The 22171-nt window shown below is 62.5% G+C and carries 17 protein-coding genes, 1 tRNA gene and 2 pseudogenes; 16 read left to right on the top strand and 4 right to left on the bottom strand.

The annotated features are described in order from the left end of the window. Positions 1 to 206 precede the first annotated feature (206 nt). The 8 genes from kdsB (at position 207) to F7R02_RS05745 (ending at position 8007) form a co-directional block, all read left to right on the top strand. Positions 207 to 986: a 3-deoxy-manno-octulosonate cytidylyltransferase gene (gene kdsB / locus F7R02_RS05780; RefSeq protein ID WP_003490553.1), complete on the top strand. Its 780-nt coding sequence runs from the start codon at positions 207 to 209 to the stop codon at positions 984 to 986. Further along, positions 983 to 1447: a low molecular weight protein-tyrosine-phosphatase gene (locus F7R02_RS05775; protein WP_078590909.1), complete on the top strand. Its 465-nt coding sequence runs from the start codon at positions 983 to 985 to the stop codon at positions 1445 to 1447. Before kdsB ends, F7R02_RS05775 begins: the two co-directional genes overlap by 4 nt. Positions 1448 to 1470: 23 nt before the next feature. Further along, positions 1471 to 2889, top strand: a complete 1419-nt coding sequence (locus F7R02_RS05770; protein ID WP_167520976.1) for a hypothetical protein — start codon at positions 1471 to 1473, stop codon at positions 2887 to 2889. Further along, on the top strand, positions 2886 to 4745 hold the full coding sequence (gene uvrC, locus F7R02_RS05765; RefSeq protein ID WP_005923353.1) for an excinuclease ABC subunit UvrC: 1860 nt from the start codon (positions 2886 to 2888) through the stop codon (positions 4743 to 4745). The genes F7R02_RS05770 and uvrC overlap by 4 nt, the downstream gene beginning before the upstream one ends. Beyond that, positions 4742 to 5374: a CDP-diacylglycerol--glycerol-3-phosphate 3-phosphatidyltransferase gene (gene pgsA, locus F7R02_RS05760; protein ID WP_005916703.1), complete on the top strand. Its 633-nt coding sequence runs from the start codon at positions 4742 to 4744 to the stop codon at positions 5372 to 5374. Before uvrC ends, pgsA begins: the two co-directional genes overlap by 4 nt. Positions 5375 to 5410: 36 nt before the next feature. After that, positions 5411 to 5486, top strand: a tRNA-Gly gene (locus tag F7R02_RS05755). Between the two features lie 225 nt (positions 5487 to 5711). Next, entirely contained in the window at positions 5712 to 7631 is a 1920-nt protein-coding gene (locus F7R02_RS05750; RefSeq protein ID WP_078590905.1) for a tyrosine-type recombinase/integrase, read from the top strand. 100 nt (positions 7632 to 7731) lie between these two features. Then, on the top strand, positions 7732 to 8007 hold the full coding sequence (locus tag F7R02_RS05745; RefSeq protein WP_425478561.1) for a hypothetical protein: 276 nt from the start codon (positions 7732 to 7734) through the stop codon (positions 8005 to 8007). A gap of 214 nt (positions 8008 to 8221) precedes the next feature. On the opposite strand, the pseudogene F7R02_RS05735 reads toward F7R02_RS05745, so the two are convergent. Next, positions 8222 to 8380: pseudogene (locus F7R02_RS05735) on the bottom strand (transposase); the annotation flags it as partial. A gap of 348 nt (positions 8381 to 8728) precedes the next feature. On the opposite strand from F7R02_RS05735, the gene F7R02_RS05730 reads away from it, so the two are divergent. From F7R02_RS05730 to F7R02_RS05705, 7 genes are all read left to right on the top strand, one after another. Continuing rightward, positions 8729 to 10972, top strand: a complete 2244-nt coding sequence (locus F7R02_RS05730) for a type VI secretion system Vgr family protein (RefSeq protein ID WP_078590903.1) — start codon at positions 8729 to 8731, stop codon at positions 10970 to 10972. Positions 10973 to 10994: 22 nt separating this feature from the next. Next, entirely contained in the window at positions 10995 to 12623 is a 1629-nt protein-coding gene (locus tag F7R02_RS05725) for a hypothetical protein (protein ID WP_078590901.1), read from the top strand. Further along, complete coding sequence (locus tag F7R02_RS27210) at positions 12620 to 12748, top strand: hypothetical protein (RefSeq protein WP_268874991.1); 129 nt, start codon at positions 12620 to 12622, stop codon at positions 12746 to 12748. Before F7R02_RS05725 ends, F7R02_RS27210 begins: the two co-directional genes overlap by 4 nt. Positions 12749 to 12766: 18 nt before the next feature. Continuing rightward, on the top strand, positions 12767 to 17359 hold the full coding sequence (locus F7R02_RS05720; protein WP_078590898.1) for an RHS repeat-associated core domain-containing protein: 4593 nt from the start codon (positions 12767 to 12769) through the stop codon (positions 17357 to 17359). Then, complete coding sequence (locus tag F7R02_RS05715; RefSeq protein ID WP_078590896.1) at positions 17356 to 17838, top strand: SMI1/KNR4 family protein; 483 nt, start codon at positions 17356 to 17358, stop codon at positions 17836 to 17838. The genes F7R02_RS05720 and F7R02_RS05715 overlap by 4 nt, the downstream gene beginning before the upstream one ends. A gap of 65 nt (positions 17839 to 17903) precedes the next feature. Next, positions 17904 to 18191 (top strand): ECs_2282 family putative zinc-binding protein, encoded by a 288-nt coding sequence (locus F7R02_RS05710; protein WP_078590894.1) that lies wholly within the window; start codon positions 17904 to 17906, stop codon positions 18189 to 18191. Then, on the top strand, positions 18191 to 18661 hold the full coding sequence (locus tag F7R02_RS05705) for a hypothetical protein (RefSeq protein ID WP_139371069.1): 471 nt from the start codon (positions 18191 to 18193) through the stop codon (positions 18659 to 18661). Before F7R02_RS05710 ends, F7R02_RS05705 begins: the two co-directional genes overlap by 1 nt. 276 nt (positions 18662 to 18937) lie before the next feature. Here F7R02_RS05705 and F7R02_RS05700 read toward each other — a convergent pair. Further along, a protein-coding gene (locus F7R02_RS05700; RefSeq protein WP_139371068.1) for an IS5 family transposase occupies positions 18938 to 19743 on the bottom strand; the annotation gives its coding sequence in 2 pieces (ribosomal slippage) (positions 18938 to 19413 and positions 19413 to 19743; 807 coding nt in all). 66 nt (positions 19744 to 19809) lie between these two features. Here F7R02_RS05700 and F7R02_RS05695 point away from each other — a divergent pair. Continuing rightward, on the top strand, positions 19810 to 20073 hold the full coding sequence (locus F7R02_RS05695) for a hypothetical protein (RefSeq protein ID WP_139371067.1): 264 nt from the start codon (positions 19810 to 19812) through the stop codon (positions 20071 to 20073). 23 nt (positions 20074 to 20096) lie between these two features. On the opposite strand, the gene F7R02_RS05690 is transcribed toward F7R02_RS05695, so the two are convergent. Both F7R02_RS05690 and F7R02_RS05685 read right to left on the bottom strand, forming a co-directional pair. Further along, positions 20097 to 21241 (bottom strand): IS3 family transposase gene (locus tag F7R02_RS05690; RefSeq protein ID WP_151210069.1). Its coding sequence is split into 2 segments (ribosomal slippage): positions 20097 to 21004 and positions 21004 to 21241, totalling 1146 coding nucleotides; the frame shifts between segments, so codons are not numbered across the junction. Positions 21242 to 21310: 69 nt separating this feature from the next. Continuing rightward, positions 21311 to 22071: pseudogene (locus tag F7R02_RS05685) on the bottom strand (IS481 family transposase); the annotation flags it as partial. Positions 22072 to 22171 lie beyond the last annotated feature (100 nt).

Here is a 22171-nt window from a genome sequence, read left to right as displayed (position 1 = left end):
ATGCTGGATGAAATCTCGCACCACTCGGGTAAAGGTCTACCCGAAAATATTGGTGCGCATCGCTGCGACCAGGGCGCGCGGCGCGGTTTGATGTCGTGCAGCGCAGCGCCAACTGAATACCGCCACTTCGCTCAATCACACATCGGCATCAAGCGATTCGGTTCTCTCGTTTCCCCCACTTCCTACTGCATCCAGAGCGCGCACGTATGACACCCACCACGCCTGCCGATTTCGTTGTCGCCATTCCCGCCCGTTACGCTTCCACGCGGCTGCCGGGTAAACCGCTGCAACTGATCGGCGATCGACCGATGATCCAGCACGTGGCCGAGCGTGCATTGCTGGCGGGTGCGCGCGAGGTGTGGGTGGCCACCGACGACGCGCGTATCGTAGCGGCGATCGAGCATCTGCCCGGAGTGCATGTGGCGATGACCGGCACCGCGCATCTTTCCGGCACCGACCGCCTTGCCGAATGCGCGCGCATTGCCGGATGGGACGACCAGGCCTGCGTGGTCAATCTGCAAGGGGACGAGCCGTTTGCGCCGGCTGCGGGCATCCGCGCTGTTGCAGATCTGCTGCAGCGCTCCGGTGCCCAGATGGCCACGCTGGCCGCGCCGGTGGACAACGCGCACGACCTGTTCGATCCCAACGTGGTGAAGCTGGTGCGCACGGCCGGCGGCGACGCGCTGTATTTCAGCCGTGCGCCGATTCCCTGGCACCGCGATAGCTTCGCCAGCCAGCACGATAGCGTGCCTGCAGAAGGTCAGTGGCTGCGTCACATCGGCATCTACGCCTATCGCGCAGGCTTCCTGCAACGCTTCGCAGCCATGCCGCCCGGCATGCTGGAGCGCACCGAATCGCTGGAACAATTGCGCGTGATGGAAGCCGGCTATCGCATCGCCGTGGCGGTGACGCCTGAGCCGTTTCCGCCAGGCATCGATACCGCGGACGATCTCGTTCGCGCGCAGATGCGGGTGGCTTCTGCATGAAGGTGCTGATCGTCTGCCTGGGCAATATCTGCCGGTCACCGATGGGCGAGGGTGCCTTGCGTGCGCAACTGGACAAGGCACGGCTGTCGCGGCGCATCGAGGTCGATTCGGCCGGGACCGGCGATTGGCATGCCGGCGATCCGCCGGACCCGCGCGCGATCCGCTGCGCGGGCGGTCACGGCGTGGATATTTCGGGTCTTCGCGCGCGCCAGATGAAGCACTCGGATGTCGAGCATTTCGATTGGCTGCTATGCGCAGACGGCAGCAATCTGCGCGATCTGCAGCGGCTGGCCCCGGCAGCGCAGCGCGACAAGCTCGCCTTGTGGCTGCCCTGGGCCGGCATCGACGCGCGCGATGAAATCCCCGACCCGTATACCGGCAGCATGGATGACTTCGAGCAGGTATGGCAGCTGGTCGACACTGCCGCGCGCCTCACCGTTGCCAGACTCACCCGCGGCTAATCGCGCTTGGGCATAATCACCGCATGAACGCCCAGCTCACCCAGGAACTGCCGGAATTTCCCACCTGGCTCAATGCCAGGCCCTCCACCTTGCAGGAGCATCGCGGGCGCGCGCTGGTGCTGGCGTTCGTCAACGCCAGCTCGGTGTGGTGCGCAGAACGCCTGGCCGAGCTTGCCCACTGGCAGGCGCGCAGCCCTGGCCGGCTCCAGGTGATCGTGGTGCAGGTGCCGCGTTTCGACAGTGAACGCCTGCCGCAACGCTCGCTTAAACAACTGCGCGGACACGGCGTGAGTGCGCCGATCCTGCTCGACAAGGACTGGGAAACCTGGCGTCGCTTCGGTATCGAATCCTGGCCCACGCTGGTGCTGCTGGATGCCTACGGCCGCGAGCGGCAGCGCCTGGTGGGCGTCACCGGCGATCTGGACAAGGCCCTGACTGCCCTGTGCGAAGGCCAGCCGCCGCCGTCTGACGCCGACCTGCACGGCGTGGCCGAGCGCGAGCCCGAGCCGCATCTGGCGTTGCGCTTTCCTACTGGTTTGGCGGCGACCGAAGACCGGTTGTATGTCGCCGATACCGGCCACCACCGCGTGCTCGAGTGCACGCACAGCGGGCGCGTGCTGCGCCAGTTCGGGCATGGCAATGCTGATCTCATCGACGGCGGTGTCGGCGAGGCGGCATTTCGGCGTCCGCAAGGTTTGGCGTTGGAACGTGATCAACTGTATGTCGCCGATACCGGCAACCATGCGCTGCGTCGTATCAACCTGCGCAGCGGGCAGGTTGATACCTTGTGCGGCACCGGTCGTTCCGGCGAGCCGGTCGAAGGCCCGCTGGCGTCGCCCGGTGGCTCTGCGCTGAACTACCCGCAAGGTCTGGCCATCGCCGACAACCAGGTGTTGATCGCCATGGCCGGCGATAACCGGATCTGGAGTTATCACCTGGGCCGCGCCGCGCTGACCGCGCGCGCAGGCACCGGTGCCCTTGAAATTCGCGACGGCAGCGGCCATCTCGCTGCTTTCGCACAGCCGGCCGGCTTGGCGTCGGTGCAGCAAGTGGCCTATGTCTGCGACGGACTGGGCTCGTCGATCCGCACCATGCAACTGCGCGGCGATCTGGTGCAGACCTTGGTGGGCGGGCAGGGCACCTGGCAATTTGGAGATCAGGACGGCTCACGCAGCACGGCGCGTCTGCAGTTCCCACAGGCCATTGCATTGGCGGCCGATTCGCCGCTGCTGTGGATCGCCGACACCGGTAATGGCCGCCTGCGCTGCCTACGCCTGGGCGGCGGCGAATTGACCACGGTCGCGCTGCCGCGTCGTCTGCATGGCCCTGCCGGTCTGGCGGTCGCCGCCGGTGCGGTCTGGATCGCTGAAACCGATGCACATGCCATCTTGCGGTACGACCTTGCAAGCGGCGCATTGAGTGATGTTTCGATAGACGAATGAGCGTCAGACCCCAAAACGATTTCGATGGAAAAGCGTTTGCTGCGCAACTGAGCACCGCGCCTGGCGTCTATCGCATGTATGCGGGCGACGACACCTTGTTGTACGTCGGCAAGGCGGGCGCGCTGCGCAAGCGCGTGGGAAGCTATTTCAACGGGACGCCGAAGAACGCCCGGTTGACCTCGATGCTGTCGCAGGTCGCGCGCATGGACGTCACCGTCACCCGCAGCGAAGCCGAAGCGCTACTGCTGGAAAACCAGCTGATCAAATCGTTGTCGCCGCGCTACAACGTGTCGTTGCGCGACGACAAAAGCTACCCATACGTGTTGCTGACGCGCGAACAATGGCCCCGTATTGCCTTGCATCGGGGCCCGCGTGCGGTGCAAGGGCGTTATTTCGGCCCTTACACGGGCGTCACGGGCGTACGCGAAACGCTGAGCCTGATGCATAAGCTCTTCAAGCTGCGCAGTTGCGAGGACAGCGTGTTCCGCAACCGTTCGCGGCCATGCCTGCAATATCAGATCGGGCGTTGCAGTGGTCCGTGCGTGGATTTGGTGGCGGCTCCGGATTACGCCGAATCGGTACGCCGCGCCACCATGTTTCTCGAAGGCAAGAGCGATCAGCTCGGCGAAGAGATCATGCACTCGATGCAGCAGGCCAGCGAGGCGCTGGAATTCGAGCGCGCCGCGCGTTTGCGCGATTTGCTCTCGTCGCTGCGCAGCATGCAGAACCGTCAATACGTCGACGGCCGTGCAGCGGATCTGGACGTGCTGGCCTGCGCCACGCAATCCAGCCAGGCGTGCGTCCTGTTGCTGAGTTTTCGCGATGGCCGCAATCTCGGCACGCGCTCGTTCTTTCCCAAGACCAACGGGGAAGATAGTGCCGACGAAATTCTTGGCGCGTTCGTATCGCAGTACTACGCCGAGCACTCTCCCCCGCGCGAAATCCTGCTCGACCGCGAGATTCCGGAAGCCGAGCTGATCGAAGCCGCGCTCAGTACGGCCGCCGAGCACAAGGTGGCGCTGAAGTGGAACGTGCGCGGCGAGCGTGCCGGCTATCTGTTGCTGGCCACGCGTAATGCGCAGCTGACCCTTGTCACCGAGCTCACCAGCCAGAGCGCGCAGCATGCACGCAGCGAAGCCTTGCGCGAGCTGCTTGGACTTGCCGAGCCGGTCAAGCGCGTGGAGTGTTTCGACATCAGTCACACCATGGGCGAAGCGACCGTCGCCTCGTGCGTGGTATTCGACGCCAGCGGCCCGGTGCGTGGCCAGTACCGGCGCTTCAATATTTCCGGCATCACGCCGGGCGACGACTACGCAGCCATGCGGCAGGCGATCGAGCGCCGCTTCCGTCGCGCCGTGGAAGAGAACGGCGTGATCCCCGACGTGCTGCTGATCGACGGTGGCGCCGGCCAGCTGGCGCAGGCCCAGGCCGCGTTGGCCGATCTCGGGGTCGAGAACGTGTTGCTGGTCGGCGTGGCCAAGGGCGAAGAGCGCCGGGCAGGGCACGAAGCGTTGATCATGGCCGACGGGCGCGAGCTACGGCCGGGCGCGGCGTCGCCTGCGCTGCAATTCATCCAGCAAGTGCGTGACGAAGCGCACCGCTTTGCGATCACCGGCCACCGCGGGCGCCGCCAGAAGGCGCGCATGACCAGCAAGCTCGAGGATATCCCCGGCATCGGCCCTCGGCGCCGCGCGAGCCTGCTCAAGCATTTCGGAGGACTGGTCGGGCTCAAGGCCGCTGGCGAGGCCGAGATTGCACGGGTGGAGGGGGTCAATGCCGCACTTGCCGCGCGAATCTACGCTAACCTGCACGGGCTGGCGCTTCCCGATGCGGCAGGCGAGGCAAGTCCGCAATGAAGTTGACCATCCCCACGTGGCTGACACTGCTGAGGATCGTGATGATCCCGGTGTTGGTCGTGGTGTTCTACCTGCCCTACACGTGGACGAACTTCGCGTCCGCCGGCGTGTTTGCGCTGGCCGCCATCACCGACTGGCTGGATGGCTGGGTCGCGCGGCGTTATCACCAATATTCCGCATTCGGCGCATTTCTGGACCCGGTCGCCGACAAGTTGATGGTCGCGGTGGCGCTGTTCCTGATTGTGCAGGGCCATCCCACGCCGTGGATGGCGTTCTGGGCGGCAGTCATCGTCGGACGCGAGATTGCCGTCTCTGCACTCCGCGAATGGATGGCCGAGATCGGCCAGCGCGCCAAGGTGCGCGTGGCGGCCATCGGCAAGATCAAAACCACCGCACAAATGGTGGCGTTGCTGTGCCTGTTGTATTCGGTCACCCCAGGGCAGATGCCTACGCATGAAATCTGGCTGGGCAACCTGATTTTTCGTGCGGGCTACTGGACGCTGGCCATTGCGGCCTTGCTGACGCTGTGGTCAGGGTTTCAGTATCTGCAGGCCGCGTGGCCAAGCCTGCGCGCCGACGAGAAAGCAGCGATCAGCAACAAGCCGAAAAAAATCGAAAGCAACAGTTGACAGCTATCCCGTTCACTGTAGAATTTCGCCTCCCAAGCGGGAATAGCTCAGTTGGTAGAGTGCAACCTTGCCAAGGTTGAGGTCGCGAGTTCGAGTCTCGTTTCCCGCTCCAAATATTGATCTACAGACTTCCACTTGCATCTGTAGGTCGTTGAAAAGAGGAGCTTCGGCTCCTTTTTTCATTCCGGCAAACGCCACGGACATCCACCAACAGCCAGCGTTTTTGAGGCCAAAATTGAGGCCAAAGAATGTGGGTGGTGCCGGTTCCGGGTTGTTGCTGGGGTTGGATCGGGATGACCAGCAGCATTGAGCCTAAGTCTCATGACTTAGGAGTTTAATGATGGCACTCTCTGATCTGACCGTGCGGCAAGCCAAGGCCGCCGAGAAAACCTACAGCATCCCTGACACTGACGGCCTCGGCCTTGTAGTCGCCCCCACCGGCGGCAAATCGTGGCATCTGCGCTACTACTGGCTCGGCAAGCAAAAGCGCATCTCTTTGGGCAACTACCCCGAGGTCGGACTGCGCGAAGCACGCACCTTGCGTGATGAAGCCCGAGCGCTCGTGGCGAAGGGCATCAATCCCCATACTGACCGCAAACAGAAGCGACGCGCTATCAAGCTAGCCTCGGACTACACGTTCAAGGCCGTCTTCGATGCCTGGGTCGAGCATCGCGCGAAGGAACTCAAGGAAGGCAGAAACAGCACGCTCTCGCAGATCCAGAGAATCTTCGGAAAGGATGTGCTGCCCAGCCTTGAGAGGATGTCGATCTACGACATTCGCCGACCTCAACTCCTGGGCGTCCTGGCGCGGATCGAGCGGCGCAAGGCTTTCACCACTGCCGAGAAGGTCCGCACTTGGCTGAGCCAGTTGTTCCGCTACGCCCTGGTCATTGTCGAGGGCATGGAGGCGAATCCGGCCACAGACCTCGACGTGGTGGCCGAGCCCAAGCCGCCGGTGAGCCACAACCCCTACCTGCGTCTGCCCGAACTGCCCGACTTCCTCCAGAAGCTCAGGCTCTACAACCCGCGTGGCTGGCAAACGCAGCTCGGCATTCGACTGCTGTTCCTGACCGGGGTGCGCACCGGCGAACTGCGACTGGCTACGCCGGAACAGTTCGACCTCGACCGCGGTCTGTGGATTATTCCGCCGCAGATCGTCAAACAGCTTCAGGACGAGATGCGCAAGGCCGGCAGGCGCCCGCATGACATACCGCCTTACATCGTGCCTCTGTCTGTCCAGGCGGTCGAGATAGTGCGCTACCTCCTGGGCGTAATGCGGCCTGCCCAGAAGCATCTGCTGGCGCACCGCAGCGAACTCAAGAAGCGCATCAGTGAGAACACCCTCAACGCTGCCTTGAAACGAATGGGCTACGACGCCCAACTGACCGGCCATGGCATTCGGGGAACGATTTCTACGGCGCTCAACGAGATCGGCTATCCCAAGATTTGGGTGGACGCGCAGCTTTCGCACTCCGATCCGAACAAGGTGAGTTCGGCCTACAACCACGCCAAGTATGTCGAGCCGCGCCGCCGGATGATGCAGGATTGGGCCGACCGTCTTGACCTGCTCGAACAGGGCCAAGTGGAAGCTGCCGGTGCACATCTAACCATCCATATCGAAGGGGTGCCAGCGATGGCGGAAGGGCCGGCGGCCATCGCCGATGTTTCTGCTAAAGCCGCCGTGTCGCCCACGCCGATCGTTGTGGTGCCAAGTACTGAGGGAACTACCTTCCAGCGGCTGTCGCAGGTGCCTCCGCCCCCCACTCGAACGCCGGAACCGGAAGCGTCCGCAATCCAGCGCGAGCGCGAGGAAACGCTGGCCATGTACGAGTCGCCTAGCTGCCTGCCGGTGGCGCTGTTCGGCAAGCTGGCCGGTAAGTCCAAGGACCAGATCAACCGCGAACTGAAGGCAGGCAAGCTGCTGTCCATTAGCCTGGGTAATCGAGGGCAGCGTGTTCCCGATTGGCAACTGGTGCCACTCAAGCACAAGCTGACCCAGGTCCTCATGAATCAGTGCCAAGGAGCGGACTCGTGGGACCTGTGCCGAATGCTGACCCGACCGCACACGGATCTTGGTGATCGCGCAGCGATTGATGTAGTCACGCCGACCAACGTGGTCGCGATCGTTCGGACCATCATGGGCGACCAGCATCATCCAGATGCCTCCGAGACCGTCTCACCGCAGGCTATCCCCGAGAGCGTGCGGCAGAGCGTTCGCCGGATGGTGGATGGAGGGGCGGTGTTTGAAGGCATTTGATTGCCAACGCTGCGGCCTGTTGACCGGAGCGGGGCCGCCCCGGTCGTATAGGATCAGGGTGCTCTAGCTCTGGCGACCTGCAGCGCTCTCTGCAGTACAAATGTCTGAATACGCTCTACCGAAGCTCTCTGAAGTCCAGCGAGAGCGATTGGAGGTACTGGACATTTTTGAAGGGCCAGACAACCTGGTCGTTGCCGACTATGCCAAGCTCGCGGGCAAATCGCGGCGGTGGATTGCTTACGAGATTCAGGCCCGCAACCTGTTTTCAATTCGGTTGGGCAACAAGGGGCAGCGGGTAAAAGGTGTGTTATCGACACGCCCAGTTGGCCCACTTAAAGTGGTATCGCGCCATTCTGGTCGCATCGCCGAAGTGTGACGCGTTAAGCGCTTATCAGGAGAGCCAATGAAACCTTGGTTGAAAGTTTTTCACTGTCATTGGCTTGCTAATCTCACTGGGACGATGCAACGCATTCTTAGCCACCGGGAAAGTCCCAACAGCTTCCGATCACTTGATAATTCCTCGCGACCTGCCGAACCAACCTCTGTTTGACTGCGCCGAACTCAGCATCAGCAAACTCTCCGCAACCAATCCGCCACTGGCAACCACTCTTGAGCAGATACAGAACTGCACAAAAAACCTCATACAAATCGACTTTGCGTGGCGCGGTCTTCTTGCGGGCACCTTCAAGCAAGACGCGGATCTGCTCGAACTGCTCACGGCTGATGTCACTGGAATAGCGTGCTCTCATCTCCATATGATCGGATAATTCGAGCAGACTTTGAACAAGCTCTTAGCGCATCCGCTGCACGGATGCGTAGACACGTCGTTAAAGAGCTTGCACAAATCTTAATGCTTTCATTTTTGAGGCTCGGCGGGCGTTCTTCCGGCAAAAATGCTGGCGCCTGCATGCGCGATCAGGCAAAGTCCGGGTGTTGGTCGCGCCGCCCGCCGTCGCACGCATTTCGCAGCGAGGGGCTCGTTGCCTGCATGTTGCGGCGATCGACGAGCCTGCAAGTCAGTGAAGCGAGAGTTATGGAGATTGGCGAGCGGTGCCGTATCGGCTACGTTCGCGATGGAACGGATCAGGAGAGGTGCCGTGCACGCCGAAGTGATATCCAGTGGAGTTGCCGCGCTACGTCTGAACCAGGATCGGCGCCTGATCCGGGTCACCACCGCGCTGGATCCGGGCACCTTCATCGTCAAACGCTTCGAAGGCACGGAGACGGTATCGGCGCCCTATGCGTTCGCCGTCGACCTGCTGTCCGCGCAGCGGCGCCTGGAACTGAAGCAACTGGTCGGCCAGCCGATCCAGCTCAGCCTGGGCGACGAGTTCGACGACCGTGTCGTGCACGGTTACGTCAAGGAGTTCGCGCTGATCGGTGCCGAAGGCGAATTGGCCGCGTACCGCGCCGAGGTCGCCCCGTGGTTCGCGTTTTTGCAGTACACCAGCAATTGCCGCATCTTCCAGGATCTGAGCGTGCTGGAGATTGTCGAGCAGGTATTCGGCGAATACCCCCAGCTGGCCGACTACAAGTACGAGTTGAATGCCGGCAACTTCCCCAAGCTGTCGTATTGCGTGCAGTACAACGAATCGGATTTCACCTTCGTCTCCCGCCTGTTGGAGGACGCCGGCATCTACTACACGTTCGTGCACGCCGATGGCGCGCACACGATGCTGCTGGCCGACGATTCCACCGCCTCCACGGCACTGGGCGAGCCGGCGCCTGTGGCGTTCGTGTCCGACCAGGGCGTGCTGCGGACGCCCGGCTTGCACAGCTGGTCGGCGCGGCGCCGGGTCGGTCCCACCGCGCATGCGGTGAGTAGCTTCGATTTCAAGCAGCCGCGTACTGCGCTGTCGGCCAGCAAGGCGCGGTCGATCCCGGTCGGCGCGCTCCCGGAACTGGAGCGCTACCACTACGACGGCGCGGCGCGTTTCGCCGACAGCCGCGTCGGCGATGCGTTGGCGGCGATCCGTAGCGAGGAAGCGGTGTGGCCCACCAAGTTGTTCGAAGGCGCCGGCAATAGTACCGAGCTGCAGGCCGGAGGGTGTTTCACCCTTGAACGGCATCCAGATTTCATTGGCCGCAGCGAGGACGACCGACAGTTCTTCGTCGTGCAGCTGCATCGCGAAGGCCGCAACAACTTCTCCAGCGACTACAGCCAGGCCGAGGCGCCGACTTATCTCTGCAGCGCCACCGCGCTGCGGCGCAAGATCCCGTACCGGCCGCTGCGCGACACGCCGCAGCAGCGCATGCCCGGCCCGCAGACCGCCACCGTGGTCGGCCCGCCGGGTGAGGAGTTGTACGCCGACCGCTACGGGCGAGTGAAGGTGCAGTTCCACTGGGACCGCAAGGGCCAGTTTCGCGAGAACAGCTCGTGCTGGATCCGTAGCGCCAGTCCGTGGGCCGGCGCCGATATGGGCGGCGTGTCGCCGCCGCGTGTGGGCCAGGAGGTGGTGGTGGATTTCCTCGATGGCGATCCGGACCGGCCGATCATCACCGGCCGCGTGTTCAACGAAGACAACATGCCGCCGTTCGGCATGGAGGTCAGCGGCCTGAAGTCCAAGACGGTCAAAGGCGGCGGCTACAACGAAATGACCATGCACGATACCGCCGGCGGCGAGCTGCTGAACATGCGCGCGCAGCGCGACATGGTCACCACCGTGCTCAACGACCAGAACGCGACGGTGAAGAACAACAAGAGCACCAGCGTGGCAGTCGACCACCGCATCGACGTGGGGTCCAACCAGAGCATCAGCGTCGGCGCCAACCGCGGCATCACCGTGACCGGCAACGACACGCTGGGCGTCACTGGCACGCGCAGCACCAGCGTCACCGGCGCGGTCACCGAGACCTACCAGGCCGGCGAGACCAAGACCATCGCCGCGGCCGGCTACACCGAAACCATCACTGGCAATTTCGTCACCACCCTGACCGGCAACTACACCAGCCAGCGCACCGGCGCGTGGAAGGAGACCGTCACCCAGACCTCGCTGCGCCAGGTGATCGGCAAGGTCACCGAGCAGCTGAGCGCCGGGCGCGAGGTCAGCATCACCGGCCTGGACAAACGCAGTGTGCAGGGCGCAGTGGAGGACACCAACGTCGGCGCGCGCACGGTCAGCGTCCAAGGCGACATGGAGCAGGGCATCACCGGCACCCACACGTTGATGGCCAACGGCAACATGACCCTGGCCTCGGGCAGCAACCTCACCGCGACGGTGGGCGGCGCGGCGATCGAGATCCTCGGCGAGAAGATCACCATCTCCGCCGGCGGTTCGGTGATCGTCATCGACGGCTCCGGGGTGTCGGTCAACGGCTCGGAAATCAAGCTGAACTGCTGAAACCTGGGAGGGCACCCGAAGCGTGAGCAAGAATCCGGTCGAACAACGTATCGAGCTGCTTGGCGATGCGTGGATGCATGCCAGCGAGGACCCGGCGCTGCGCCTGTTGGTGTGGCGTGTGCCGGCCAACGCCGCGCGCCTGTTGGCCGCCTTCTTCGAGGCGCAGAAACATCCCGGCGACTGGAACGCGCCGGATTACTTCCTGCGCCTGGATGCGCCGTTCGACACCGGCTTCGGCTACAGCCGCGCGCTGAAGCAGGCACTGCACGCCAGCTACCTCGGCAGCCAGAGCGCGCTGCGCGAGCAGGGCGTGGAACTGGGCTGGCCCGGCCCGGGACCCTCGCACCCGGACAGCGCGCTGGGCGTGGTCGAGGTCCTGGATTCCTTTGCTGCCTACCACCAAGTGCATCTGCGCTATCTGGCGGTGGTGCTGGAACCGGAGCGGACCACCTCCGGCGATGCATTCGCGCGCTGGATGGACGCGGCGCTGGCGGCGGCGCCGTCGCCTGCGCTGCGCCTGGTGCTGGTCGACACCCACGAGGATCCGCGCTGGCAGCCGCTGCTGGAGCGGCACGCGGCGATCGCGCGGCGCATCGAGCCGCCGCTGGACATGTTCGACATCGCGCGCGAAACCGCGGCGCAGTCGGGCGGCGCGGGGCCTGCGGTGGCCTACCGGCAGATGCTCAGCGACCTGATGACGGTGCTCGAGCGCGGCAGTGCGACGCAGCTGGCGCAGCGTGTCGAGCGGCCATTGGCGCTGGCCCAGCGGCATGGTTGGCCCGACCAGCAGGTGGTGCTGAACATGATGCTGGCCGGCGGCTGGCTGAAGGAAAAGCAGTATCCGCAGGCCATCGCCAGCTACCGGCAGGCGCGCGAGTGCGGCCTGCAAGCCCTGGCCGTGCAGCACCCGGCCGCGCGCGACCTGGTGATGCAGAGCTGGTACGGCGAGGCCAGCACCTGGTTCGTCGCCGGCCAGCCCGGCCGTGCCGCCGAGACCTACGTCGCCGCGGCCAAGGCCGCCGCCGAGATCCCCAACCCGATGTTCGTGATCGAAGGCTATCGCATGGCCGCGTTCTGCCTGGCCCAGGACGGCCAACGCGAGGCCGCGCGCGCGCATGGGCTGGAGGCGATCCGTGCGGCCAAGCCGTTGCCGCCCGCGGACCGCCGCACCACCACCTTGCCGCAAACGCTGCAGGATCTGCTGCTGCTGCAGGACAAGCCACGCGCGCAGAAGCTTGAGCAGTGCGCCGCGTCGTATCTGCAGGCCGTGGCCGCGCTGCACGCGCAGGCCGAGGCGCAGGCCGCGCAGCTCGGGCCGCGCCCGGACAGCGCGCAACTGGATCGCATCGAGGCCGCGCTGCATGCCGGTTTCGAACAGGCCTTCCATCGCGTCGCGCAGGCGCGCGAACGCCTGATCCAGGGCGGCGACGCGTTCTTCCGCAAGGTGGTGGCGGTGGGGCGCGACTTCCTGCATCCGACCTGGAACGGGCTGCCGGACATCCGCCATCCGCTGGACAACGAGATCCCCGCCTGGACCGAGCCGCCGGCGACGCAGCCGCTGCCCGATCCGTCCGCCCTGACCGGTTCCGCCACCACCACGCGCGATACGCAGGCGCCGGGACGTTCCGGACTGACCGAGGCCACCGCATGAGTTCGCGTAAACTGGCCGTGCTGGCCGTGTTCGTGGTGATCGGCATGGTCGCGGCGGCGTGGCTGGGCGTGGAGCATCGCGACGATGTGCGCGCGTTCCTGCGCACGCTGGCCCGTGCGCTGTAGCGACGAAGGAGCGTAGCGATGAGCACCGCCGCCAAGCATTTCGATCCGCAGTTGGGCATCGACATCCACATGTATCAGGTGCCGCCGTTTCCGCTGCCTACGCCGCATATCGGCATCGTGCTGGACCCGTTCGACTACCTGCCGTTCCTCGGCGCCACGGTCACCGTCAACGGGGTCAAACGCGCCACCGCCGGCACCGGCGGGCTGGACATCCATATTCCGCTGGGCGCGTGGGCGCCGCAGCTGAGCCTGCCGATGGGGCCGCAGTTCGATGGCGAAGAGATCTTCATGGGCAGCAAGACGGTCACCGCCGATGGCGCCCCGTTCTCGCGGCTGGCGGTGCCGGTGCTGGATTGCAATCTCGCCGGGCTGATCCCGCCGTTCCGGTTCAAGAAGCCCAAGAAGCCGCTGCGTTCGCTGTGGCTGCCGACCGGCATCAATGTCGCCATCCCGACCAACGTGCAAGTCGGCGGGCCACTGACCGTGTCGTGGATGACGCTGGGGTTGCATGCCGGCTTCGCCGCGCTGGGCGCGCTGCGCCGCTCCAAGCTGGGCGCGCGCGCGGCCGATGCGTTCCGTGGGCTGCGCAGGAAGGTGTTCGGCAACATGCAACCCGGCTTCCTCAAGTGCAAGGTGCTGCGCGCCGAGCCGGTGGACATCCGCGACGGCAGCGTGTCGGTGCAGCACGAGGACTTCGCGATCCCCGGGCGGCTGCCGCTGGCATGGTCGCGCGGCTACGGTTCCGGGCGCGGCGAGGAGGCCGGCGCCTGCGGCCACGGCTGGCAGACGCCGGCCGACATCCGCCTGGAGATCGACGCCGACGGCGTGGTGCTGTTCCACGACGGCCACAGCGTGGCCGTGTTCCCGCAGCTGCCGGACGCCGACGGCGTCCCGGTCGTCGAGTTCGTCGACGGCGCGCGGCTGCTGCGCGAGGGCACCGACCTGCTGGTGCGGACCAAGTCCGACCTGCGCTACCGCTTCGCCTATGCGCCGGCGGCCGGCGTCGGGGTGCTGCCACGCGCGCAAACCTTGCCGATCGCGCAGGTCGAGGACGCCTGCGGCAACCATTGGCGCTTCGAGCGCGGCGGTGGCCACCTGGTGCGCATCGTCGAACGGGGCGTGGACGGCTTGCAGGGCCGCTTCATCGAGGTGCAGTCGCGGCACGGCCGCATCGACCGCCTGCAACTGCACGATCCGGCCACCGGCCTGACCCATCCGCTGGTGGCCTATCGCTATGTGGAAAGCGATCTGGTCGCCGCCGAGGACGCGCTGGGCGTGCCGCGCACGTTCGAGTACCGCCAGCACCGCATGGTCCGGCATACCGACCGCGTGGGCCTGTCGTTCCACTACGCCTACGACGCGCAGTGGCGGGTGGTGCACGCCTGGGGCGACGGTGGCCTGTACGACTATCGCTTCGCCTACGACGACCTGCTGCGCGAGACCCAGGTGACCGATTCGCTCGGCCACGTGTCGCTGGTCAAGTTCGACGAGAACCGCCTGCCGCTGTGCGAGATCGACGCGCTGGACGGGGTCACCGTGTTCGAGTACGACGCGGTTGGCCGCACCGTGGCGGTCACCGACGCCGAGGGCCTGCGCACCGCGTTCGACTACGACGCGCGCGGCAACCTGTTGCGCCTGCGCCGCCCCGACGGCAGCACGCTGCACCAGGTCTACGACGAGGACGACCGGCTGCTGTCGGTCACCGACCCGGGCGGCCACGCCTGGCATCAGGCGCACGACGCGCGCGGGCTGCTGCAGACGCAGACCGATCCGCTGGGCGCCGCCACGCATTACGACTACGACGCGCATGGCCTGCTGGTCGCGCAACGCAACCCGCGCGGCGCGCAGACCCAGCTGGGCTACGACCGCTACGGCCTGTTGGCCTGGCTGCGCGACGCATTGGGCCACGAGAGCCGCTACGAGCACGACGCGCTCGGGCGGCTGCACAGGCAGGTCGATCCGCTGGGCCAGGCCACGCACTACGACTACGACGCCAAGGGCCGGCTGCTGCGCGTGCGCTCGGCCGACGGCGGGCAGGTGCAGTGCGATTACGACGCCGAGGACCAGCTGGTGCGCTACGTGGACGAAGCCGGCGCGCAGACGCGGCTGTACTACGTGGGCATCGGCCAGATCGGCAAGCGCGTGCAGCCGGACGGGCACACGGTGGAATACCGCTACGACAGCGAAGAGCAGCTGGTGGCGGTGATCAACCAGCGCGGCGAGGTGTACCGGCTGCGCCGCGATCCGCTGGGCCGCATCGTCGAGGAGACCGACTACTGGGGTCAGTCGCGGCACTACCAGTACGACGCCTGCGGGCGGCTGACCGCGACGATCGACCCGCTGGGCCAGCGCATTGCCTTCGCCACCGACCCGCTCGGGCGCATCGTCAAGAAGACCTTGCCGGACATACGCACGCCGGGCCAGCAGGTGCAGGAGCAGTTCGCCTACGACGCGCGCGGGCAGCTGGTGGAGCTGCGCAACCGGCATCGCACCGCCACGCGCAGGTTCGACGCGCTGGGACAGTTGCTGGAGGAAGTGCAGGACGGCTTCCGCGTCGGCTACGGCTATGACGAAGTGGGCAACCGCGTGCTGCGCGAGACCTCCGCCGGCAACCGGATCGCGTTCGGCTACGACCTGCGCGACCAGGTGGTCGAAGTGGCGATCAACGACGACGCGCCCATCGCCATCGAGCGCGACGCGCTGGGCCGCACCACCCGCGAACAGCTCAGCGCGCAGGTCCAGCGCCAGTTCCAGTACGACGGCCGCAGCCTGCTGACCGCGCAGACCGTGTTGCGCGATGCCGCGCCGTTGTTCGAGACCACCTACGACTACGACCGTGCCGGCAACCTGACCCACCGCCGCGACAGCGCACAGGGCGTGGACGAATACCGCTACGACGTGCTGGGCCGGCTGCTGCAGCACACCGACCCGAAGGGCCGCATCGAGCGCTTCTTCAACGACCCGGCCGGCGACCGGCTGGCCACGCGCGTGCAGCAGGTGCAACTGCGCAAGGTGGCCGGCGGCGACGACGACCAACAGGTGCAGTGGACCCGCGAGGGCAGCTACGACGGCGTGCACTACGTGTTCGACCGCGCCGGCGACCTGATCCGCAAGGGCAGCCCGACCGGCCCGGAACCGGACGACCTGGAACTGATCTGGGACGCCAACCACCGCCTGGCCGAAAGCCGCAAGGCGGGCCAAACCACCCACTACGGCTACGACCCGCTGGGCCGGCGCGTGTTCAAGCGCAACCCGACCCACACCACCTGGTTCTACTGGGACGGCGACGCGCTGCTGGGCGAAGTGAAGCAGGCCCACGACGAACCGGAGGCGGCGCCGGTGTGGGTGGGGAATGTGGCTGACTTGATCGAGGCCAAACGTCGCAAGGAGAAGCTCGCGAAGCTGCACGAGCGCACGCGGGAATACGTGTATTACCCGGGTACGTTTGTACCGTTAGCTTTGGTCGACGCGGAAGCTCCCGTCTCACGTGGGTATCTTCGCGAAATGCCGATTGATGTTTCGCGGGCGCTATCGGATGGCTCGGGAAGTCTAAAGAATCTAGAGGGGACTATTGGTGCCACTCGGTCGCCTTTTCTAAACCTAAGGCCATCTGAAACGAGCGAGGCCCTTGACGGGCCACGCGAGGGCTCAGGCGGCAATGTATTAGGCTCGCTGGGCGGAACGATTCTCGGTGGTGCGGGCGGGGTGCCTTCAGAAAAGGGTGAAAGTTCTGGCGGAGCAGGTGGACGGAGAAGTGAAAATCCGGAAGCGAGTTTGCTGAAGGACAATGTTGAGACGGACCTTGGAAATGATGCGGCGGAAGCTGTTTCGCCTCAGGATGCCTCAGTATATGGGGTGGAAAAGCATGACGCCTCCATGGCGGTAGACAAACAAAGACTTGCAGGGATTGTAGTTAACGAACGATTGAGGACTGTCTTTCATTATCAGGTCGATCCTAATGGGTACCCGCAGCGCTTAATTTCGAGCGCCGGAGAATTAGTGTGGCGTCGTGACTGGAAGTCATCATGTTGGGCTGGATTTAAAAGTACTGGTGGATTTGAAAGCTCTATAAGCTTTCAGGGGCAGTACCATGATGTCGAAACTGGATTAATTTACAATAGATATAGGTATTATGATGGTGTGCTTGGGTCGTACGTTTGTCTCGATCCTATCCGTTTGGATGGCGGAACATCTTTGTATGCGTATGGTGTTAACCCTATATCGTACATTGACCCTTTTGGGTTAAGCCCGGTTGCTGCGTATGACATAGTTGGATACGGAGTAAAGCAGCCTGGATTGGAGATGCATCATGGGATATTGGATGTCTGGGCAGCGAACAATGTTCCTGGTTATATATCAAGGGCATCTCATAACCCAACTATAGCTCTTACAAAAGCCGATCACGACGCAACAAAGAAAGCGTATCGTGACTGGTTGGAAGGTAGAACTGGCAGGCGTGTCGGGGGTAAGGTCGACTGGAGCACTATTTCTAAGCCTGAGATCTATAGGATAAGTGAAAAGATGTTCAACGAAGCCGGTGTTCCGAAAGCCGCTCGAAAAAATTACTATCGAGAATTTAACAAGTATTTGAAGAGGGGCTGCAGGAAATGAGCGAAATTTCCGATCTAATCGAGTTAATCAGCTCCAGGCGCGACTGCATCGTGCGTCCTGTCGCGCGCGAGGCTGAGATCTCAAGTCATCTTCCAGCCGACCTTAAATCTTTTTATGAAGTATGCGGTGGTGTGGAACTTTTCACTCATGCTGAATACCCACTGGCTGTGTCTGCACCTAATGAACTGCATCTATCCAATGAGGTTATAGTTGGAGAAATTAATTTGGGGGATATAACTGACTCTTGGGTTATAATCGCTACAGGGCGTTCCGATGAATATGTGTCGTTGGACACCGGAGCTGAAAGGCTGGGGTGGTGTTACGACAGCTTCTGGGATCGCCATGGCGTTGCCGGTTCCTGTCCCGTGATAGCTCGAAGTTTCTCGGAGTTTCTCCGTAAATCTGTTGAGTGTGCCGGGCAGCGCTATTATTGGTTGGCGGACGGATTCCAGTCTTATGGCGACGCTTATGATGATTGATAATGCGGGGGATTTTAAAGGAAGCTTAAGTGTTGTCCTGAAACCAACATCATCTGAGGTGGGCTATGCCAATTGAAGCCGGAAAATACGACCGCTCGATCACTCTCTTCTGTCCAACTTGCGGAGGGACGCAGTTTTCTAGTGACGACTCCGATGCCTCCGCAACTGCTCTCTTCACATGTGCCAGCTGTGGCCTTGAGATTCCAAAAGACGAGCTCAACCGAGCCAACTCTGAAAATATCGACGAGCACGTCAAAGAGATTAAACAGGAGGTCGCCAAAGATATCCAGAAGCAGCTGAACGATTCGCTCCGAAAAGCGTTCGGCGGAAGCAAGTACTTCAGGATTAAATGATGGCCTCTTTTAGCACGGGCGATGTCATCGCAGTGGCTGCTTTCCTTCTGTCCGCCTACGCCACTTGGAAGACCTACCAATTTAACGAGAAACAGAAAGGCCTGATAGAGAGTCAGGAGCGATTGAATAAACTTCTTCTCGAAAAAGAGGCCGGCGAGGCAAGTAATACCAAAAGAGCCGACTTGGGCGCAAACTTCATCAAGCTTGGTAGCAATCAATATCGGCTAAAAATATTCAACAAAGGCAAGTCTGTTGCTCGCAATGTGTCCATTGAGTTCCCGGAAGGAAACGATTGCCTCATCGATTGTGATATCGAAGCCAAGTTCCCCTTAGAGCGAATGGACCCACACCAGTTCGTTGAACTCATTGCCGCGGTGCATATGGAGACCAATAGCAAACAAGTCATCAAACTTCACTGGTCCGACGATCACGCGGAGAACAACGAGAAACTGGTGTATCCAACAATCTGACGTAGCTGTTTACGCGCCCGAAAGAAGCGAGAGGCAAGTAAAAATTCGCCCCTGCAAAACACCGCCGACTCGCATGAACACTGGGTTGCGGCGGTACAGCACGGCATCCAATCCTCACAATCGTCATATCAGAATCTGATTCCTGGGAGTTTTGCCGATGATTCGCACCCTGTGCTGGCCGTCTTCATTATTTTGGCGCATGATGTCACACCATCTCAGGCATTTGAAAGGCTCAAAGAATGGTTTAATAAGGCTAGAAATGGAGGCTAAGAGCGACTAACAAAACCCAGGAAGAAGCCGTAAGCAGACGATGGAGCATGCAAGCGAGAGCAGCGCCAAGTGGAGATCGATGCGGCGTTCAAAGCGGATGCGCAGTTTGCCCATGCCTGCGAACCAGGCATGCGTGCGCTCGACGACCCAGCGATGACGGCCCAACCGGTCGTTGCGCTCGATTCCCTTGCGTGCGATCCGCGCAATGATGCCGCGCTGCTTGAGGAAGGCGCGACAGCGCTCGATGTCGTAAGCCTTGTCGGCGTGCAATTTGTCTGGCCAACGTCGCGGGCGCCCTGGTTTGCCGCCAATTGGCGGCAAGGCATCGATTAACTCCTCGAACACGACCGAGTCGTGCCGATTGGCGCCGGTGACGCACACTGCCAAGGGCACGCCGTTGCGGTCCACGATCAGATGCCGTTTGCTGCCGAGTTTGCCGCGATCGGTCGGGTTTGGCCCGGTGTAGGCGCCCCCCGGGGGGAGGCCACACTGGCGGCATCCAGACTGGCTCGGCTCAGATCCAGCGTCTGGGCGCGACGCAGCTCGGTCAGCAACACCTGATGCAGACGATGCCACACACCGGCGGCTTGCCAATCACGCAACCGGCGCCAGCAGGTCATGCCGCTGCCATAGCCCAGTTCCACAGGCAGGTCTTCCCATGGCATGCCCGTGCGCAAGACATAGACGATGCCGTTGAGGGCTTGCTGATCACTGATACGCGGCCGTCCACCTTTGGGCGAACGCTTCACTTGGGGAATCAGCGGCTCAATGCGCTTCCACAGCGCAATGGGGATCTCTTTGCGACGTGTCATGTCCATAATTTTGCCGACAGCGAGACAATATTCAAGGGGTTTTGTTAGCCGCTCTAAGTGTGCTCAATGAATTGTTTTAAATTATCTGTTGATTTTAATGGGTTGGTCCTTTTTGATCTAAGCCGTTTGTCTGATCATTATGGGGGGCTTGAGGTAGGGCGTAATCTCTGGGCCGACTTCACCAATACAGAAAAAGGTGATGAGGTGGTGCGCCAGGGAATAATAGTCCCGCTTCTTGGAATAAACGATGGGCTGTACGATGTTTGTGTCCGGGCGGTCAACGAATCCACCAAGTGGGATGTAGAACAGTTAAAGGAAAATGGCGTATGATACGCCCAGGGTTCCGTAGACACTCAGGACCCTCGTTGCGCGTAGCGCCGTTCAAACTCTACAGGGGACAGGTCGCCAGTTGAACCGTGGCGGCGGTTGGGGTTGTAGAACATCTCGATGTAGTCGAATACCTCGGCGCGTGCGGCGTCCTTGGTGGGATAGATCCGCCGCCTGATCCGCTCGCGTTTGAGCAGGCCGAAGAAGCTCTCCACGGGTGCGTTGTCGTGGCAGTTGCCACGCCGACTCATGCGGCACACCAAGCCATGGGACGCCAGGAAACTGCGCCAGTCATCGCTGGTGTAGACAGACCCTTGGTCCGAGTGAACCAAGCAACCAGCGTTGGGTTTGCGCCGCCACACCGCAGACAACAAGGCCTGCACGACCAACTCGGTGTCGGCCCGATCGCGCATCGCCCAGCCGACGACCTGCCTGGAAAACAGATCGATCACAACAGCCAAATACATCCAGCCTTCATGCGTGCGGATGAAGGTGAAATCGCTCGCCCAGGCCGTGTCCGGCTCCGTCACGTCGAACTGTCGGTCAAGCAGGTTGGCAGCCGCCTTGCACTGCATTCCTCCATGGAAGCGCGGTTTGCGACCATAGCCCACCTGGGCACGCAGTCCCTCGGTGCGCATCAGCCGATGCACCCGATGGCGACTACAACGCTCACCCAGATCGCGCAGATCCGTGGTGATCTTGCGATGCCCATAGACACTGCCGCTGGCCAGCCAGTGGTGCTTGATTAGTCCAAGCAAGCGCTCATCTTCCTTGGCGCGCTCACTGTCGGGCGAGCGTAACCAGGCGTAATAACCCGCCCGGTTGACCCGCAACACCCGGCACATCGCACACACCCTGAATTCCCCGCGGTGGGCTTGCATGAAGGCGTACTTTGCCTTTACCCCTTGGCAAAGTACGCGGCGGCCTTTTTTAGGATGTCGCGCTCCTCGGTCACTCGACGCAACTCTGCCTTCAGCCGCCGAACCTCGGCGCTCTGGTCCACCTCGGCGCGCTGCACCACGCCAGACTTGCCGAACGTGCGCAGCCAGGCGTACAGGCTGTGCGTCGTGACACCCAGCCGCTCGGCGACTTCTGCCACCTTGAACCCACGATCAGTCACTTGCCGGACCGCCTCGATCTTGAACTCATCCGTATACCGCTTGCTGCTCATAGACACCTCCGAATCGACCATTTTCCATGGCCTTGAGATGTCTAGGAAACCCTGGGCGTATCATATCAAGGCGTCGATGAAGTTGGTCAGATGCTGTTGCAGTTGTGCGTGATCGTCGTAATGGAAGCGTTTGACAGTGGCTTCCTTGATCGTCCGATTCATCCGCTCGACCTGCCCGTTGGTCCAGGGATGCTTGACCTTGGTCAAGCGGTGTTCGATGCCGTGCTCCTCGCAGACTGGACTGAAAATATGGGGGAAGGCATATTGGTCGGTGCTGCGGTGGGTGAACTGGATGCCGTCATCCGTCAGAACCGTATGCAGGGTGTAGGGCACTGCCTGGATCACATTGCGCAGGAACTGCGCTGCAACCATCTTGTTGGCCGAGGCATGGAGTTCGGTGAACGCAAACTTGGACGTCCTGTCGATGGCCACGAACAGAGAGCGCTTGCCCTCGGCCGTCTGCACCTGTGCGATGTCGATATGAAGTAGCCAATCGGATAACTCTTGAAACGCTTCTTGGCGGCTTTTTCGCCTTTAATCTCGGGGAGCCGCGAGATGCCATGGCGTTGCAGGCAGCGGTGCAGCGATGAGCGCGTCAGACGCGGCATGCTCGGCTGTAGTGCGTAGAGACAGTCGTCCAGCGGCAGCAACGTGTGCTTGCGGAAAGCGACGATCGCCGCCTCATCCGTAACGGACAACACGGTGGAACACGGCTGCGTCGGCCCGGTTGGCAAATCGGCAACCGAGCTACGCTTCTTCCACTTCGCCACCGTCTTCTGATTGATCCCGTAGCGCTTGGACAGCTTAGACTCAACTTCCAAGCGCAACACCCTCTCAGCAAGTAGGGTGTATGCATGTCAAAGAGCTACGTTCACCTCAGCGCAGAAGAACGCGCAGTTCTCCAGATTGAAACGCGACGAGGCCAGAGCT

Origin of the sequence: Xanthomonas cissicola (genome assembly GCF_008801575.1) — a bacterium.
Classification (GTDB): domain Bacteria; phylum Pseudomonadota; class Gammaproteobacteria; order Xanthomonadales; family Xanthomonadaceae; genus Xanthomonas; species Xanthomonas cissicola.
This window is presented reverse-complemented; position numbering and strand designations above follow the sequence as displayed.